The sequence below is a fragment of the Methanoregula sp. genome (assembly GCF_049518935.1).
In the GTDB taxonomy this organism is placed as follows: Archaea; Halobacteriota; Methanomicrobia; order Methanomicrobiales; family Methanospirillaceae; genus Methanoregula.
On the sequence record NZ_JBEKRH010000019.1, the window covers coordinates 1 to 18502 of the forward strand.

At 52.8% G+C, this 18502-nt stretch carries 17 protein-coding genes; 6 read left to right on the forward strand and 11 right to left on the reverse strand.

Annotated features, from left to right (window positions below; translation table 11 throughout):
• On the forward strand, positions 1-627 hold a 627-nt coding region (locus ABSE13_RS10450; protein WP_424028458.1), incomplete at its 5' end, for a metallophosphoesterase family protein.
• A gap of 358 nt (positions 628-985) precedes the next feature.
• On the opposite strand, the gene cyaB is transcribed toward ABSE13_RS10450, so the two are convergent.
• Complete coding sequence (gene cyaB / locus ABSE13_RS10455; protein ID WP_424028459.1) at positions 986-1528, reverse strand: class IV adenylate cyclase; 543 nt, start codon at positions 1526-1528, stop codon at positions 986-988.
• Between the two features lie 174 nt (positions 1529-1702).
• Here cyaB and ABSE13_RS10460 point away from each other — a divergent pair, with 174 nt between their 5' ends.
• The gene (locus ABSE13_RS10460) at positions 1703-2380 is read left to right on the forward strand and encodes an FKBP-type peptidyl-prolyl cis-trans isomerase (RefSeq protein ID WP_424028460.1); all 678 of its coding nucleotides are present in this window, start codon (positions 1703-1705) and stop codon (positions 2378-2380) included.
• Between the two features lie 176 nt (positions 2381-2556).
• A complete protein-coding gene (locus ABSE13_RS10465) occupies positions 2557-3636 on the forward strand; it encodes a hypothetical protein (protein WP_424028461.1) in 1080 nt (359 codons plus the stop codon).
• A gap of 154 nt (positions 3637-3790) precedes the next feature.
• Here the strand turns inward: ABSE13_RS10465 and ABSE13_RS10470 are convergent, their stop codons facing one another.
• Together ABSE13_RS10470 and rqcH are read right to left on the reverse strand one after the other, a co-directional pair.
• Entirely contained in the window at positions 3791-4813 is a 1023-nt protein-coding gene (locus ABSE13_RS10470; protein ID WP_424028462.1) for an mRNA surveillance protein pelota, read from the reverse strand.
• Positions 4803-6695: a ribosome rescue protein RqcH gene (gene rqcH, locus ABSE13_RS10475; protein WP_424028463.1), complete on the reverse strand. Its 1893-nt coding sequence runs from the start codon at positions 6693-6695 to the stop codon at positions 4803-4805. Before rqcH ends, ABSE13_RS10470 begins: the two co-directional genes overlap by 11 nt.
• 337 nt (positions 6696-7032) lie before the next feature.
• Between rqcH and ABSE13_RS10480 the strand changes: the two genes are divergently transcribed.
• The 3 genes from ABSE13_RS10480 to ABSE13_RS10490 are packed head-to-tail and all read left to right on the forward strand — an operon-like array spanning position 7033 to position 10434.
• The gene (locus ABSE13_RS10480) at positions 7033-7395 is read left to right on the forward strand and encodes an EMC6-like membrane protein (protein WP_424028464.1); all 363 of its coding nucleotides are present in this window, start codon (positions 7033-7035) and stop codon (positions 7393-7395) included.
• A 16-nt stretch (positions 7396-7411) separates the two neighbouring features.
• Positions 7412-9184 carry a ribosome biogenesis/translation initiation ATPase RLI gene (locus ABSE13_RS10485; RefSeq protein WP_424028465.1) on the forward strand — a complete coding sequence of 591 codons (1773 nt, stop codon included), beginning with the start codon at positions 7412-7414 and terminating at the stop codon, positions 9182-9184.
• A gap of 50 nt (positions 9185-9234) precedes the next feature.
• Entirely contained in the window at positions 9235-10434 is a 1200-nt protein-coding gene (locus tag ABSE13_RS10490) for a hypothetical protein (RefSeq protein ID WP_424028466.1), read from the forward strand.
• A gap of 102 nt (positions 10435-10536) precedes the next feature.
• Here ABSE13_RS10490 and ABSE13_RS10495 read toward each other — a convergent pair whose 3' ends face one another.
• The 8 genes from ABSE13_RS10495 to ABSE13_RS10530 form a co-directional block, all read right to left on the reverse strand.
• A complete protein-coding gene (locus ABSE13_RS10495) occupies positions 10537-11805 on the reverse strand; it encodes a two-component regulator propeller domain-containing protein (RefSeq protein ID WP_424028467.1) in 1269 nt (422 codons plus the stop codon).
• A complete protein-coding gene (locus ABSE13_RS10500) occupies positions 11783-12292 on the reverse strand; it encodes a chemotaxis protein CheD (RefSeq protein ID WP_424028468.1) in 510 nt (169 codons plus the stop codon). The genes ABSE13_RS10495 and ABSE13_RS10500 overlap by 23 nt, the downstream gene beginning before the upstream one ends.
• Positions 12292-12903: a chemotaxis protein CheC gene (locus ABSE13_RS10505; protein WP_424028469.1), complete on the reverse strand. Its 612-nt coding sequence runs from the start codon at positions 12901-12903 to the stop codon at positions 12292-12294. Before ABSE13_RS10505 ends, ABSE13_RS10500 begins: the two co-directional genes overlap by 1 nt.
• A 9-nt stretch (positions 12904-12912) precedes the next feature.
• Positions 12913-14853: an ATP-binding protein gene (locus ABSE13_RS10510; RefSeq protein ID WP_424028470.1), complete on the reverse strand. Its 1941-nt coding sequence runs from the start codon at positions 14851-14853 to the stop codon at positions 12913-12915.
• Complete coding sequence (cheB, locus tag ABSE13_RS10515) at positions 14846-15889, reverse strand: chemotaxis-specific protein-glutamate methyltransferase CheB (protein WP_424028471.1); 1044 nt, start codon at positions 15887-15889, stop codon at positions 14846-14848. The genes ABSE13_RS10510 and cheB overlap by 8 nt, the downstream gene beginning before the upstream one ends.
• Before the next feature lie 4 nt (positions 15890-15893).
• On the reverse strand, positions 15894-16256 hold the full coding sequence (locus ABSE13_RS10520) for a response regulator (RefSeq protein ID WP_424028472.1): 363 nt from the start codon (positions 16254-16256) through the stop codon (positions 15894-15896).
• 68 nt (positions 16257-16324) lie between these two features.
• A complete protein-coding gene (locus tag ABSE13_RS10525; protein ID WP_424028473.1) occupies positions 16325-17134 on the reverse strand; it encodes a DUF8579 domain-containing protein in 810 nt (269 codons plus the stop codon).
• A 75-nt stretch (positions 17135-17209) separates the two neighbouring features.
• Positions 17210-18502, reverse strand: a complete 1293-nt coding sequence (locus tag ABSE13_RS10530) for a hypothetical protein (RefSeq protein WP_424028474.1) — start codon at positions 18500-18502, stop codon at positions 17210-17212.

Genomic DNA, 18502 nt, shown 5'->3' on the forward strand with positions numbered 1-18502 from the left:
TTAATAGCAGATCTCCATGGTCAATTCGGTAAAATTGATTCATTTCTGGAATTGAATCCGGAAGCGGTATTTATTGCAGGAGATATCACCAATATGGGTCCCGTTGACGCGGTCGATGACGTGCTTTCACGCATCGACGTGCCGTGTTTTGCTGTGCCCGGCAACTGTGACCCGCGTGAGATCCTCGAGACACTCGAACACTCCGATGCTGTAAGCATGCATGGAGCCCAGATGAACCTGGGGAAGATGACGATTGCCGGTGTCGGCGGGTCAAACCCGACGCCTTTCAATACGCCGTTCGAGCTGACCGACAAGCAGATAGATGACGTGTTGCATGGCGCGATGAAAAAGATGGAGAAGGCAGTTCATAACGTCCTCCTCTGTCATGCCCCCCCGTTCGAGACGCTCGACAAGATCAATGGCGAGCACGTGGGCAGCCAGTCTATCAGGAAGCACATGAAATCGTTCGACCTGGTCTGCTGCGCCCACCTCCACGAACTGCGTGGCGTGATGGATGTTGACGGTGTAAAAATTGTCAACCCCGGCCCGGCAATGGACGGGCACTGTGCGATGATCCACTTCGGGACAGACGCACGGGATATCAAGATCGAGCTGCTGACCGTTTAAAGAGCAGCAGCTCAAGGTAGGAAGCGAGGATCGCCTCTCCCTCCGCCCCAATCTCTTTTGCAATCCGAAGAATTGAGCGAAGCGAGATTCGAGGAGGAGAAGATTTACGAAGTAAATCTTCGACTTCGATCTGCGAAGAATTGAGCGAAGCGAGATCCGAGGAGGAGAAGATTTACGAAGTAAATCTCGATCTGCGAAGAATTGAGCGAAGCGAGATCCGAGGAGGAGAAGATTTACGAAGTAAATCTTCGACTTCGACGTGCGAAGAATTGAGCGAAGCGAGATTCGAGGAGGAGAAGATTTATGAAGTAAATCTTCGAACTTCGACGTGCAAGTCCCTGCAACGAAGCACGGGATGTCAGGATTGAGCTGCTGACCGTTTAGAGAGCAGAAGCTCGAGATAGGATGCGAGGATCGGTTCGCCTTCCGCCCCAATCTCTTTTGCAATTCTTCCGATCTGTCCGGTCGGGTTTGTATCTTCGTTCTCTATGATGATCTCGATCTCGGCAAAGGTCCCAAGCTCGTCGACCGAGTCAAGGGATATCGTTGCCCCGTCAAACCGGTAAGTCTCCCGCCACTTGTTGACCTCGGTGGTCTTCGTAAACCCGAGCCGGTCGAGCATGGTCTCGAAGTCCTTACCGGACTCCACCCCGAAGTTCAGTTCTTCCCGGGCCTTGAGGCCGAACTTCCTGATCTTCGGGCCCTTGTAGGTGACCACCGCATGATCATTCGTGTACCGGACCCGGACCGCTTCATCCGTGACACCGAAATCCCTGTGGGGGGCATTGTAATAGATATCGTGTTCATGGACCCGGCCGAGGAATGTGGCCCTGCGGCTCACGAGCGCTGCCCGGACCGGATCGAGGGAGGGGATCTTTACCTTGAGTTCAACTTCGAGCATGGTTGTGCCACACTTTTATCTGTCTTCGTTGCGACTTATAGTAGTTGACGCTTCATTCCTGAACGGCCGGACCCGGGTGAGGCCGGTCCTTTCAGGATTTGTGCGTTAAATTCTATTAAAAGACCAAGAAGGAATAAACGTCTGGTCTTCGACATACTAGAGGCAGGTGAAGCAATGGCAATAAAAGAAGGAGATTTTATCAGGCTCAGTTATACGGGCACCGTCAATGGCAATGTCTTTGATACCACCGACGGCGATGAGGCTAAGAATGCCGGTATCCACAGCCCGAATGCACTCTACGGCCCGGTCACGATCTGTGTAGGCCAGAAACACGTCATCATCGGTCTCGACGAGGAACTTGTCGGCAAGAAGGCCGGGGCATCAGGCTCCGTCACTGTCCAGCCTGACAAGGCTTTCGGCGAGCGCGACCCGGCAAAGATCCAGTCGTACCCGAAGAACAAGTTCAGCCAGAAGCCGGTCCGCGGCATGCCCGTCAAGATCGAGGAGCAGGGCGAAGGCACGGTTGTCGATGTCATCGGCGCCCGGGTCATCGTCGACTTCAACCCGCCCCTTGCCGGCCAGACCCTCACGTACACGTACAAGATCGAGGATAAAGTCAGCGAACCGCTCGAGCAGCTCAAGGGCCTTGTGCGGCTCTATGCAGGCCGGGAGATCGAGATCACCATGGATAATGGCAAGGCCACCATGGACCTCCCCGCAGGAATGACCTATGACCGCCGCTGGCTGCTCTGGCGCGGGCGGATCATCCACGAAGGGTTCGAGCTGATCAAGGGCATCTCCGAGATTGTCATGGTCGAGTCCTTCAAGAAGCCCGAGAAGAAAGAAGAATAATTTTTTTCGGATTTCATACCTTTTTATCACATTTTTATCATCATCGTGGATCCCTTCTCCCGTAACTGATCGTTTCGTCCCGTCCCTGCAACCAGGAATAAAAAAGCTCCGGTCCCCGCCAGTGCCGGATAATTCAGGAGAACCGGTTTTTATACTTGCCTGACAATATAATCACTATGGAACGAAAATATCTCGTGATATCGGGCCTGATTGTACTTCTTACAATAACCATTTTCATAGCAGGTTGCTCCAATTCCTCTGCATCCAATTCCTCTGCACAATCTGAAGTTACCGGCACGGTCATACCTGCTGCCACATCAGGACCCCTGTACACTGCAGGAGATATTCTCAAAAATCCCAAATCAAGCTCCGTGATCGGGGTCCTGATCGTGAGCTACGATGCCGCGACCGACATGTACGAACGGGCATTAATCTATCCCAACAGCGACGGGAGCTGGGGGTACCGGATGGATTCAAGAACAGATTCCGTAAGCAGAATGACGATTGAAAAAGTGTACACTGTGAAAGTTACCAATATTGCGTTATCTTCCATCCCGATCGGGACTCCAGCCGTTACGGCAACTCCGGTACCGGCTGCCACAACCCTTTCGTCATCTACGGTAACACCGACTTCCGCAACTTCGGCAGCTTCAGGCCCGAAGGTCCTGGGGATCACACCGGATACCGGATATACCGGCACTTCAGTAGCAGTCACCGGACTCACCGGCAACAATTTCCTTTCCGGTGCCACGGTGCAGCTGGTAAACTCCGGAAGTCCGGGTATTGCAGCTACCGGCGTATCAGTTGTTTCGGCAAGCGATATCACCTGCACTTTTGCCATACCGTCGAATGCGAGCGTTGGTGCCTGGGATGTGCAGGTGACCAACACAAACGGAAATTCCGGAAGCTATGCCAACGGTTTTATTGTCCGGTCAAATCCCTCAATAACCACGACCACGACAGCAGCCACAACTGCAGGTAACCTGACCGTTACGGGCATTGCCCCCTCCGCGGCATCGTCAAACTCTCACAGTTCTTATACAATAACCGGTACTAATTTCGTTGTCGGGGCCACGGTAAAACTGACCAGTAGTATTTATCCGGATATCCGGCAATTCCAGGTCAGCGCAACAACACCCACATCAATCACGGTCTGGTTTGACATACCTCAAAACTATACTGGTAACTGGAATGTCGTTGTTATAAATCCCGACGGCACATCCGGCACCTTTACGGGCGGATTGACCATCCATTGATGTCACATGCCTGAAAGAAAACCCAGGAACTTTTTTGTGGTACGCGTGACATGAATCTCCCCCAAGGGAGATACAAGAACGCTCTGATGAAATTATGTACCTTTTGTCCGGGTACTGTTCCCCACAGATAACCCGGCCGCCGCTCTTTTTTGCCTCATATTTTATACCGGAGCAGTGCAGCAATCCCGCCGAGCGCAATAAGCCGCTCGCCCGGCTCGAATGAGGATGAGAGCACCACGATGTCTGCCCGCATCCCTTCCGCGGTCTCGATAAGGGCCATGATCTCCGGGTCCCGGAGCAGGGTGTCGGCAATCAGGACCTGCTCCACCGCCCCGTACCCGATTGCATCAGCCACCTCTTTCCTGCCATAGGCAACGGCCCCCTCCAGGGAGATCCTGCGGAGTACTTCATCCATCTGCTGAACTTCACGGGAGAGCTGGAGATCGCCGATCAACTTGTCGAGTGCACCCTTACCGATCACTTCCTGGACCGCACCCCGGCCGATGCGGCGTGTCTCGACCACGATGGCGCGTTCTGCCACAGGAGTGTTCCTGTTCTTTGCAAATTTGACAAAATCATCCTTGATGAACCCGGGGCCGGCGATGATGAGCGGACCGGAGATATCGGTGATGGCTGATATCACCTGTTCAAAAAAAGAAGATCGCGACTCTGTCTCAGCACCCTTCCCGCTGCCGGCCATGATGGTGAGGGCACTTTCCGGCCCGTACTGGCGCAGCCGGAAGAGTTCTGCCTCTCCTTCTTCAAGGGTCAGGATGTGGATGACCCCGTAGACTGAGGCCTTCTTTGCCCGCTCGATCCGTTCCAGGTCAAGCGGACGCCACGGTTTGATAACAGAGATCTCGTAACCGGTCTCCACATTGATGGTATGGAATGCGCCGGTATCGATCCCGTGTTCGATCAGGCCGGTCAGCCGGAGCCGGACGCCGTGCTCAGAGAATTCCCGGCGGTCAACGCGGAGACCGAGGCGGACCGGGCGTTTCTCTATCTTCTCCGGTCGGATCTTGTCGCTTGCTGTGTCCACGCTCCTGAATGTAGTAGCAAAGACAAGGTCGCCCGGGGCGATGAGGTGCTGCAGATGCCAGAGATCGTCTATGCTTTCCGGAAGAAGCCTGATCTCGCCATAGTTACCCTTGATCTCCCCGAACTCAACCTTCATGGTGCCCCACGATGTCAGAGCCCCCTGGAGGTACGAATCCGGCGACTCCTTCAGTATTGAGAATTCCCTTGAGGGACTTCACATCGTCCTCAGGAATTTTACTCTTCAGGATGCGCAGGGCTTTTTTTGCCACGTCATTGGGCTCGAACTGCCCGGGCTGGAGTTCAATGTACGCCGCAGTCCTGCCTTTGATTGCCGATGGCGGTCCACCTATCATTGCTGCATTGGGCTCCAGCATCAGGCCGATGCCCACGAGGAGCGGTACATTCTTGTAATAGGTGCGCTCCCCGCGGACTATGAAGGAGCCCCGTGAGACGAACTCTCCCGACTCCGGTGTCTTGCTTACTTGCGTCGGGAGGGCGCTGTAGATGTCAGCCGATGCATGTCCGCTCCGCCATGCCCCGGAATAGGAGGCTGCGAACTGCGCGACCTCGTCCATCCGTTCCGTCTTTCCCTTGACGATCACCACGCTGGCGCCGTGGACATCCGCATGCACGAACAGGTCTCCCCCGGCCATATATTTCTTTACCAGTTCCTCGTTCTGCGATGCGTCCCGGCCCCCGAGGACAACAACCCCGTCGCTGGTGATGAACCAGCGGAACCGGTGGTACCAGAGTTTTTTCATGGGGATAAAGTCCCGTTTCCGGACCGTCTTCTTTACCTGGACGGTCTTCATCGCCACAAGTGCCCCGGCCTTCTTCTTTTTGAATTTCTTAATCAGGTCATGGTACCGGCCGGCATTCTGTTCCAGGCCCTCATGAACATATATCTTGACCCGTTTGCCGATATCGACCTCAACAGCCGCCTCCCCCGGGTGGAAGGCAACGATCATCTTTGCATCTGCGGATTTGGCGTTCTTCAGATGCTTCTCGATCTCCTGCCACGAGAGTTGCCTGCTGGCCGTATCCAGGGAGGTGATGAGACTTGTTATGAACTGGTAGTTCTCGTAGATCGCGCCCACGATCTCTTCGTTATTCCGGATCGTGTTATCGAATTTTTTTATCGCTGCTTCCTGGTGGTGCCTGATCCGGTCTTCCTTGGGAATCTTTGGCCGTGCTGAAGATTTCTTCTCGGCCTTTGTCAGGGGATAGAACGCTTCAAGCGCCTCGGAAAATGTAGGATATGCCGTGACCCCGTTCCCGTCCCAGAGATCGATTGGTTCACAGTGTTTCCGGGCAATCACGGGTGTTGGTGACTGCACGACACGGAGGAACAGGTCCTGGATCGCACTGAAGATACGTGCAGGATCGGCTGAAGCTGCAGGATGGGTCTTTTCATACCCGGCCTTTGTGCAGATATATTCTGCATACATTCCCCCGAGCATGCAGCCGATCGCAAGGCACCGGACAATATCCCGGTCATCTGCCGCAAGGACTGCGGCGATATTTTCAAGGGAAGCCGTAGGATCTGTTGTCCCCAAGGTATAAGCAACCCCGGGGACCACTTCGCGGTCCCTGAACCGGTGGTGCCGGAGGGGCTTGACGATGAGATTGCTCTCATCCGCAAGGATGATATTTCCCTCATCAAAGAGTTCGATGATGAGGTGGTACACGAGATTGCCTTTGCCGATATCGAAGATGAGTATGCGTTCAAGCCCGTGCTGGCGGATAGCGAGGACCTTGCCCCCGGAGATATATTTCCTGAGCAGCATGGCAAACTGCGGGGGGTTTTTCGGCGGTTCCGGCAGGCTCCTGACCAGGTGCGCCCTGCGCCCGGCTTCAACAATCAGCTGGTTCCGGGCCTTGTTCTCACCGTTGAGGCGGATCGCAAGAGTTCGCGAATCGAACTGGTAGACCTTGTCGATCCAGAGCGGAAGCTTCCCGTTGAGATCGGACGTTATCGCCTTAACGTCGATACCACTCATCCCCTGTTCAGAAGCCATGGATAATTACCTGATACTTATTAGCTGCACAAACCTGATAAACGTATAATTTTTTGGAATATGTGTTGTCGGGGGGTGCCCCGGATCTTTTCCTGCACTCTGTTTTCCCGGTACCCGGGTTCCTGTAACCGGATACTGTATCAGAAACCGGTAACGGAATCTTCCACCAGCATTATTACATCCCGTTACAAACGGTAAACCGATAACTTCTCTGGCAAACGTACAGGTTTTGTGGCCAGGATCCATTTACCCCGGTAAGATGCAGTAAACCGGCAGCAGGGCAGACCAAGATACATATGGGTTGCGCACAGAGATTTAAGACAACTGGTGTTGCGGGATGAGTGAAGTACAAGCAATAGAAACGCCTGTCCAGTCCAGGAAGGCAAAGACCCGGGCGGAAAAACAGGCTGATCACATCGGCCGTATCCAGCGGACCCTTATCGCATGTTTCATCGGGCTCTTTGCCGGGATGCTCTCGTTTTATCTGGGCGGTGTAGTTGATGCAACAGGTCACCAGAATGATGGGTTTCTCGGGTTCATGCTCATGCTGGCCGGCGTTGTTTTCCAGAAATATATCTTCCTCCTCCTCGGCATGGATATTTCAAAACTGGGCGGGAAAGACTGGTTTTACCAGGGATTCATGACCTTTGCGTTCTGGTTCATGGCCTGGACACTCCTGCTGACGGCGATTCCGAAATAACTTTTTTGTGATCTCCATGAGAATTGCCATTGTCCACAAAGACCGGTGTCATGCCAGGAAATGCGGTAACGAGTGTATCCGGTACTGCCCCCGGGTCAGGACCGGCGATGAAACGGTAGTCATCGGTGCCGATGACAAGGCCGTAATCTCCGAGGAACTCTGTGTCGGTTGCGGTATCTGCATAAAGAAATGTCCCTTTGATGCCATCGATATTGTCAGCCTGCCCGAGGAACTCGAGCACCCGACCCACCGTTACGGGAAGAATGGGTTTGCCCTCTACGGGCTCCCCACTCCTGTCGAAGGAAAAGTGACCGGTATTCTCGGTGCGAACGGTATCGGTAAAAGCACAGCGATCAAGATCCTGTCCGGACAGCTCCGCCCGAACCTTGGCAATTTTGACGAGGAAGTGGCCTGGGATGCGATCCTCAAACTGTATGCCGGTACGGAGCTCTTCGATTACCTCCAGACCGTCTCAAAGAAGACCCTGAGGATCGCAACAAAACCGCAGTACATCGATTTTATCCCGAAAGTTTTTACGGGGAATGTAAGGGCGCTGCTCAAAACCACCGATGAACGGAACAAGCTTGGCGAGATCCTCCCGGCGCTGAAGCTGGATGCGATTCTCGATCATGACATCAGCACGCTCTCCGGGGGAGAACTCCAGCGGGTTGCCATTGCGGCCTGCCTTGCACGCGATGCAGATCTCTATTTCCTCGACGAAATCACCCCGTTCCTCGATATCTACCAGCGCATTTCCGCAGCCAAGCTGATCCGCGACCTGGCCACGCAGCGCCCGGTCGTGATTGTCGAGCATGACCTGGCAATCCTGGATATGCTTGCCGATACCGTCCACGTGGGATATGGCAAGCCGGCCGTATTCGGTATCATCACCCGTCCGAAAGGGGTCCGGGTTGGTATCAACCAGTACCTTGAAGGATTCCTTGCTGAAGAGAACGTGCGGTTCCGGGACACCCAGGTCGTGTTCGAGAAACGAGCGCATGAAAAGGGATCGGACCGCGAGGATCTCTTCATTATTCCCCCGATGACCAGGCAGTATGATACTTTCTGTCTCACCGTCTCCGGTGGGACCGTGAGGGCGGGCGAGGTGCTGGGGATCGTCGGGGCAAACGGTACAGGGAAGAGCACGTTTGCAAAGCTTCTTGCCGGCGCGGAGACGCCCACTACCGGCACGATGGAGACGAACCTGCGGATCTCGTACAAACCCCAGTATATCAAGGCCGATACTTCCGACAGCGTCGAGATGTATCTCCGGCGTTGTACAACCCGGTTTGACACCTCGATGTACCAGCACGAGATCATTGAATCCCTCAACCTCCAGCCGATCCTCCAGTCGCCGGTGGACACCCTCAGCGGCGGTGAGTTGCAGCGAACTGCAATAGCCGGCTGCCTCTCGCGGGATGCGGATCTCTATATTCTCGATGAACCCAGCGCCCATCTTGATGTCGAACAGCGTGTCAAGGTAACCCGGATGATCAAGCACCATGCAGAGGGTAAAGAAGTTGGGATCATGGTCATCGATCATGACATCTATCTCATCGATATGATCAGCGAACGGATCCTTGTTTTTGACGGCGAACCCGGAATTTCAGGTACTGCCACCGGCCCGTTCCGCATGCGGGACGGGATGAACCGGTTCCTGCAGGAACTGGATGTCACCTTCCGCCGTGACCAGAGCGGCCGCCCCCGGATCAACAAACCCGGATCGTTCCTTGACCGGGAACAGAAAAGCCTGGGTGAATACTATTACTATGCACAGGATGAGGAATGACGAGTCCGTCTCTCATACATTTTAATATTTTAACATGCCATTGACAGTATATGCGGGAAGAGAAGCTTTCGGATGCAATTGTCTACGATAAGCTGCACCTCCTGAAGAAAGATTTTTACGGATATATCGAACGCAATACCATCAAAGTGGATGCCAACCTTCCGGTCTTTTATGGCTATGTGATCTCTGCACTGGAGAATTCGTTCCCCAGTCTGATGGACAGCTCCTATGACGATTTTATTGACAGTATCACGTTCAAAGTACTGGATACCAGCGCAAATATCAATGATTTTGACTATGTCCGCAAAGTGATGGCCAATGCGATCCGGTTCAAGAAGAACAAAAATGCAGAGATCGGCATTAATATCGTTGTCGGCCTCAAGCTCCTGAAATCCGGCGATTATATTCATGCCCTGGATTTCCTGAAAAAATATGCAACCCTCGATACAAAACTCGGAACTGCCGTTGCCTACTGCTATTATGTACTTTCCCTCAGGGAATTCAAAAAGGACGATGAAACCGTAAAAAACCATCGTCCCGGCGAGATGGAACTGCTTGCCCGGGAGCTGATGCTTAACCTGGCACAGATCAAACCACCGGTAAACCATCTGAAACAGCTGGAGATTGACGATCCTTCGTTCTTAGAGAAGATATTCTGGCAGATGATCTTTATCGGTCTTGAATGGTTTTCAAGCGAGAAATGGTTTGTTGAGATTGGCCTGAAGAATGCTGCCGCAACCAATGACCCGGAGATGCGCAAACGCCTCCTCGATATCGGTGCTGAACGTTTTTACACCGACAGCCACTTCCTGCGCGAATTATACTATTACAAGCTTGAAACAAGAGATGCTGCCGGTGCAGCCGGGGTTGTCAACCAGCTGATCAAGCAGTACCCGAACGAACTCGAGCCGATCTACCTGGGTCTCAAGTTGTCCCTCCTCACCACCAGGAAGATCACGTACCATAGTTTCCGCAAGCTTGCTATCTCAAAAGGGATGCCCTCGTATATCATCGAGCTTTTCGATTTCTCTTTTGAACTGATGAACCACGAGCAGAAGGAAGCGATGAACCGGATTGGTGACTTTGAGAAGGAATATCCGAGGATGCTGTTTTATTCCACGACCCTCCGGTATATCGCGAATGATTTCTCGTCAAATGACGAGATGCGGGTCAAGAAAGCCCGGAAAGCACTGCTCGATTCGATCGAGCAGTACTGTGTGCTTGAGCTTGCGGGTAAGAACCAGAAATAATTTTTTTTAATTGACGGGAATCCCTCAGGACGGGATAAGTATGATTTCCCTCGATATCCCCCGGAATGGATCCTGTGAAGGATACAGGCCTGAAATTTTCATTCAGTGAATGCCCAATCCCGAGAGTACGGTCCCGATTGCCCGAAGGATCGGATCGATAATTGCACCGATTCCCCCGCCAGAATCTTCAGCAGCAGATGATTCAAGTGGTAGTGGTGCAATGGTATCCTCGCGGAGAGTCGGGATTGCTCCCGGGAACGTGCTCCCCGAGTCCGGCTCAGGAGATGTAGTCGGTGTTACGGTCTCAATAATGAGTGCGTTTTCCGGTGATGTCTGATCGATATAATATCCGACAAATCCGTGGGATGAGAACCACACCCGGTTTTCCGCATCAATATTCAGGGTCCTGATGACAGATGATGTTCCGATACCCTCAAACCGGTTCAGATGGCGGTAAATTCCCCCGTTTTCCCAGATAAAAATCCCGTCATCCGTGGCAAGATACACTTTCCCATCTGCCGCTGCTGCCAGATCATTGACAGCAGTACCGGATATCAGAAGATCGGAGCCGGAAAGTACAGGTACAAACCCCTGATCCCGTGAATAATGTACCACCATGGAATTATTGAAAAAATATATGCCCCCCCGTGGATCCTGCCGGGCCTGGTCGAGGAGGCCATAGCGGGAACCCTTGTCGGCAATCTTTTCAAAGCGGACGGGATCTTCAGGAGATTGTACTACCCATAACCCTTCGTTGACCGTTGCAATTACCAGCTCATCAGGCAATGCATGCGTTGCCGGGTCCAGGGTCATGCTGCTGACTTCGTAAAAACCTGGCCCGCCCTGTGAACCCGGCTGGAACCATGTCCAGGTACCGTTACGGTACCGGTGAATCCCGGCATGCCCGGTGGCGACCCACATATCATTGTTCCAGCGCTGGAGATCCTTGATATTGGTATCTTTCAGGAGCTGCTGGTCCCGGATCACCTGGTAATACGTGCCATTATTGATCTGGATGCCCCGGGAATATCCAATCCAGAGATTACCGTCCCCGTCAAATTCAACTGCGGTGATATAATCACTCATAAGGCCTTCTGAAATATTGTCAAGATCCAGGTGTTTTGTAGACCAGGTTCCATTCGCGTAATAGGTTGAAAGACCATAGGAGGTAGCAACAATCGCACTTTTATCAGGACCGTTAATCAGCTTCATGACCTGATCGGAATGGATCATATCCGGAGATGGGATGAAAAGCTTAATGGTATAGGGGACCGGGGAAGGTGTAGTATTCTGCAGATCGGCAGATACCGGTACAAAAAGAAGAAGAATGATAATGAGAACAAAAAAACTAGAGTTCGGCCGTTGTGCCATCTGCTCTCCGGATACTGAACTTGCCACTGTTTGCCGGGAGAAACGTGACCGATCGCCCGCATTTGCCGCCCACGTCTTCCCTGGCGACGCGGATATGGTTTTCCTCCAGGAGAGTTCTGACCTTAACTGCGTTCCTTTCACCGATATTGAGATTGGCTCCGAAATATTCGAACATTGCAGCTCCCCCGGCCATTTTTGCAACCAGGGACCGGTTTTTACAGCCCATGGCATTGAGTTCCTTGATGATTGCCGGTACTGCGGTGTCCGCATATTTGCCCGGCCGGTCTTTCCGTCCGGCACTCTCCGGCAGCATGATGTGGACCATAGCGCCGACTTTGAGGGAATCATCATATAAGGTGAGGCCGATGCAGGATCCCAGTCCGATAGTCATCATGGGAAACGAGCCGACCCGGTATTCGCCAATCCCGATCATCGCGGTCTGCTCATTTTTGGAATGTGAATCGGGCATCGTCTTCCCAACGCTCATTAAATACCTTTCATCATGTTTTCCATCAGTTCAACAATCCTGGCAAGTGTGGAGGGTTCCGGGAGCATAATGATATCGCTGTCAATCTTGTGCTCCTCACAGACCAGTTCTGTGGAGAAGAGCAGGACATCATCGACCTCTTCCGACATCTGGGCAATCAGGCTTGACATAGTTGCGTGCGCCATGTCAAGGCTCAGGACCGGTGGTGAAGGGAGCATGATAAATCCGAGCAGCTCGGCTGTGGCATCCAGAAATGCCGAGACCATGATATTGCCCACTTCCAGCAACGCGCTCTCATCCATCTCGTTCATTGTCCGGTTCATATCGGTCAGCCCGAGCATGGTATTGGTCAGGCGTATTGCGGACTCACGGGAAATATAGAAGATGATATATCCCCCATGGGGAATATCACCCTGGAGCTCAAAGGCGACCATGGCGGCAGATTCCTCTCCCATATAGTTCCCGAGTTCTGAAATATCGATCGCCTTGATCGCCGGCACACTCATCTCCACAGTACTGCCCAGCATCTGGGACAGGGTGGTTGCTGCATGTGCAGCGCCAATGTTTCCGAGTTCCTGGATTGCATCGGATTGAACGCTTGTTAGTTTCATGTCTGACTCCTACACCATCGTATTTACGTCAAGCACGGGTACGACGTCACCATCGCCAAGGATCGTGACGCCGCTGACACCCCGGGTGTTGCCGATAAACCGGCTGAGGGGTTTTACCACAACTTCCTGTTTGCCTTCAACAATGTCCACGGGAATACAGCACTTCCTTTTCTGGTATTGTACAATAATAAGAATTTCACAGACCACTGATGATCCCATCATATCGTTCAGCCAGTAGATCTGGAGCACTTCATCCCGGAGCAGGATCGCCTCACCCTTGCCGATGTGGTGCGTAGTGTCGCGTTTGAAATTTGCCACCTCGACAATACTGCTGATGGGGATGGCGAGCCGCTTGTTGTTGATCCGGACAATCATGACATCGACAATTGCCATGGTCGGCGGGAGGAGAAGCTCGAACCTGCTGCCTTTCCCGTCCGTGGTTTCGACGCGGATGGTGCCTTTCAGGGCTTCAATGGATCGCCTGACCACATCGAGCCCGACTCCCCGCCCGCTGATGTCCGTGATCTTGTCCGCCGTGGAAAAGCCCGGCTGGAAGAGGAGATCGATCGCCTGATCCGTAGTAAAAGTATCAGACGCTTCCTGGGAGATCAGTCCTTTCTCGACAGCCTTCCTCTTCACTTTCTCAATATTGATGCCCCCGCCATCGTCAATCAGTTCAATGATGACATTGTCCCTGTCCCGGTGGGCTGACAGCTTGACAAATCCTTTCCGGGGTTTTCCCGCAGCTTCCCGTACTTCCGGTGATTCAATACCATGGTTGACGGCATTCCGGATCAGGTGCAGGAGCGGGTCATTCAGACCGTCCATCACACTCCGGTCCAGCTCGGTCTCCCCGCCTTCAATGGTGAAATCGACTTCCTTGCCGTCATACTGGGCTACATCCCTGACTACCCGGGGAAGCCGGTTGAATATCTGGTTGAGCGGGATCATCCGGATATTCATCATCAGGTTCTGGAGATCCGATACCGATCGATCGACCATCCCGATCGCTTCATCCATCTCCTTGATGTGGTGCTGTTCAGCGATCTGCTTGAGCCGGCCCCGGTTGATCACGAGATCCTCGACAAGGTTCATGATGTGGTCAAGCTGGTGTATATCGACCCTGAGGTGTTTGATCTCACGGTTTTTATCCGGCCCGGCAGCCTGTTTTTTATCGGCATCCGGGCCCTTGGCGGAGGGGGCTTCAATCTTTACCGTCGGCGTGATCTCAACAGTTGCAATCTCAGTGCCCAGCGCAGCTGTCCTGAGTGCTTCTTCCCCGGCATCGCTCGCCATACGGATATCCAGTGTTCCGTCAAATTTTCCCTCATCGATTGCTTCTTTGGAAGGAGTAATCGAGGTGATTGTTCCGAGCGCTTCAAGGTTGCCGATTGCAATCATAGCCCGGACATCTTTCATCATACATTCGCTTACAACCGTGATCCGGATGTCGTACTCGGGAAGATCTCCGGTGTCCGGGGATGAATCCACATCTGCAGATGATTCTTCCAGGACTGGCGCCGGGGCAGCCGGGGCCGGGTGATCCTTCTTTTGTATTCTGCCACCCCGGGCACCAAGCCATGTCTTCAGCGCATGGACCTGCTCGTCAGGATTTTTAGACGATGTATCTCCCCCGGATTCAACATCATCTATCATCTGCTCGAGTACATCTGAACAGGCAAGGAGAATATTGCCCAGCTCCTGGGATATCTCTGCATTGCCGCTCCTGATCAGCTGGAAAACATCCTCCATTGCATGGCAGAGGTGTTCCATATCGGCAAAACCCATCGATGCCGAGGCACCTTTCAGGGTGTGGCATGACCTGAAGATCTCATCGATGGCATTCTGGTCTGATCCTTTTTCAAGGAGGAGGAGGTTTTTTACCAGGTTCTCATGGTTTTCCCGGGACTCCGCGACAAAAAGACCCCGGTATGCCTCAAACTCAGACACGGTGTGCCTCCATATTGTGCACGGCCCGTTCGATCTCCCGTGCCAGCCGGTTGAGCGGGAGAACCTTGTCAACGGCATTCCTCTGGATAGCCGACCTGGCCATCCCGTAGACAAGGCAATCCTTCTCGTCGCAGATCAGGCTCACACCTCCAGCCTGCTTGATCGCTTGTGCCCCTTCGCCGGCATCGTTTCCCATGCCGCTCAGGATTACCGATACGATATTTTTCCCATAAACATGGCTTGCGGATTCGAAGGTCTTGTCGACCGCCGGGCGGACTGCGTGGACCGGGGGGGTATTGGAATGGATGATACGACCGATTTTTAGATTGTTCACGTTCATGTCGCTGCTGATGATGGTATGGACCCCGGCCTTTGAAAGGAGGATCTTCCCGGTCTCGACAACATCCCCGTTTTCTGTCTCCTTGACCGGCATGCTGGCAATGCGGTTAAACCGCTCTGCAAGCGCTGCAGTGAACCCCGTTGGCATGTGCTGGGTAACCACAACGCCGGCAGGGAGATCGGACGGAAGTTCGGCAAGGAGCGTATCGAGCATCGGCGGACCCCCGGCAGAGGAACCGATAAGAACAACCCGTTCAGCTGAACTGCCTGCCAGGGAGAAAGGTTTATGTTCGGCAGGTTTCGAAGGAAGGGTAAGGAGATGCTTGATCTTCGAGACCAGTTCGTCTCCAATCTCCCGTACATGGGGGATATCCTTGGGCTTGAGCATGAAGTCATCGGCACCCAGCCGGATTGCCTGGGCCGTCATCTCGGCATCTTTGGAGGTAAGAGAACTGACCATCAGGATCTTCGGGCGGCGTTTGAATTTTCTGAGTTCTTCAAGAACCTGGATGCCATTCATCTTGGGCATCTCTATATCAAGGGTGACCAGATCAGGTTCAAGACTCTGGATCTTTTCAAGGGCATCGATCCCGTTGGATGCCGTTCCCACTACTTCTATCGACGGGTCTTTAGTGACCATATCCCGGATGACCGTCCGCATGAACACGGAGTCGTCAACGATGAGTAGTTTCACCATAACGTCAGGACGCAAGGACGTTTTTGACTTCTTCGAGCACTTTTGGGGCCTGGAACGGCTTGACGATATAGCCTTTGGCACCGGACTTGATGGCAAGCTTGACCATCTGTTCCTGTCCCACAGCCGTACACATGACGACCCGGGCTGCGGGATCAAATGCCTTGATACCCTTCAATGCTTCTATGCCATTCATCTTGGGCATCACAACGTCCATGGTGACGAGATCCGGTTTGAGTTCCTTGTATTTTGCCACAGCCTCTTCCCCATCCCCGGCTTCGCCGGCGATAGTATGTCCACCGGAGAACAGGATATTTTTGAGTAGCGTTCTCATAAAGAGGGTATCATCCACGATCAGAATCTTTCCCATTGACGATCAAGTACCTGTTTGGGAGATTATTACATAAAACAGTATGGGATTACAGAACTATGGAAATTTTAGTTTGTTTGTGATTTTGTTGCGTCGGAAATATACCGTACCCCTTTTGTGGTGAGCTGGACTTCCCTCCGGATCGTAACCACTTCGGCAAGACCGAGTTTGAGCACCTTGTCATAGATTGCATCGAGTTGTTTGTGCGGTATATTCAGCATATTCTCAATTGCGTGGGAGTCCATGCCGGAATAGATGAGCATGGCCACCTGCTGGTCGATACCGTCCAGTTCAGTGCCTTTCATATCCATTCCTTTTGTGGTCTCCTTGAGGAAATTATAGAGGACCTGGAGTGTTGAAAGCGGGCAGAGAACAAAGCTTGAAACAACTTCGCCGGACTCCAGGTGATTTATCCTGACAACGTCCGTTGGCTTGCCCTGGACCTCCCGTTTCGTGAGCTCGATCCCCGCTACGTCCGTGACGGGAACGCATATCTGTTTTGTTGCGCTCACAAACCAGATACCGGACTGGACGACAACCACACTGCCTTTTTCCCACTGGGCGTCTTTAATCATAACCCCGCCCTTTATTGCAGGTGACATGAAATAGGCCATCAGCCGGTAAGCGTTGCAGGAACCAAGAATGAGCTTTTTGAGGATCGCCAGTACTTTTTCTACCGAGAGAATTTTGTAAACAACTTCTGTATCAGTTTTTACCGTAATGATAAGGACATTTTTTCTCTCGGCCACATCTGAAACCGTCTTGAAAAGAATCTCCTTGTTGACCGGGTCCGGCAATGCGATGCGGTCTTCGTCAACGCCGATCTTGACAACGACCCATGTATTATTGTGTTCAATTTTTGCCGGGACTTCTTTCATGGTACCTCACGGATTTTCTTAAGATTTTTTCATAATACGGAATAAATGTTCACTTCTTTTCTGTTGTTCCTGCGTTTATTTTATTCCATTTGCAGGAGGCTCTGTTTTATCCTTGGGTTTCTGGATTACATTCATCCGGCCGAACATGTCCTTGAGTTCACTCTCGATCTCGTCAGCAGGCGCCTTGAAATCCTTGAGCTCCCGCAGGAGGCTGACGTTCTTTTCCTTTTTTACCGTTTTTACATCTGATGCTAAGGAACTGAGCAGGTCTTCGTCACTGCCACTCCCGGAAGCGTTGGCAAATGAAGCCATATCGGATTGGGCGCCAAACTGGTCTTCCGCGGTATCAGCACCCTTGGGGGCATCCGAAGGAATCCATGCAGTCTTGACTGCGCCGGAATCTGCCGGGGGTGCGGCTGCCGATGGTGCCGATGGAGCAGGTGCATCCGGTGCGGGAGCCGGCGCAGCAGGTGTGCCTCCTCCCGTATCGTCATCGAGTTCCACATCATCCAGGTTCAGGTCATCGAGATTGCCGAAATCCTCATCCAGTGCATCCCCCCCGTCAAGACCTTCGAATGCATCGAGTTCCCCGTCAGCAGAAGTTCCGCCCTCAGCAGGCATAGCAGCAGATCCGTCGGAGTCTTCCAGCGAGGGCATGGATAATTCGGGTTCCGGGAGTGGAATGCCGGGTCCTTTTGCAGTCCCTGCTCCGTCAGGGGATGGGAAGGATGCGGATTCATCATCCAGACCATCAAGCAGTCCAGGATCGAAATCATCGTTTGACAGGGCGAGGAATGGATCTGTATCGGTGGCAGGTCCACCAGTCCCTGATCCAGCCCCGCCGGGTTGAGATGAAACTGATGTGCCGCCCGCACCAGCAGGAGGAGCGTTTTTAGTTACCTTTTCGCTGACGGTTTTATCGAGCATCCTGTCAATGTCTTCGACTTTTTTACCCTGTTTGGTTTTCTGCCTGATGACGGTGCCAAGGGACCCGAGCGAGGTCATGAATGAAGTGATATGGACCCGGATTCCGCCTGCCTTGTCAGGGACCTTAGGCTTGTTCTCCTTTGCCTCGGTTTTCCTGACTGCTTTCCCGGCGTTCTGGGAGAGTTTCTGGCCGGGGGCGGGTGCGGATTTCTCAAAAAATTTCATCTCATCCAGGCGTTTGAGAATGCCGGTTTTTTTCATGACGGTAAGTCCTGCACGCACTTCGTCCACCGTGGCAAGGCCCAGCAGGAATGGCATGACAATTACGAGAAGTATCATCATGGCGAGCAGCTGGATAAGAGTGAAATCGAAGAAAATCAGGATTAACCCGAACGTCAGGATGGTGCACAACATTACGATTCTGCGTATCTTCGCGTCCAT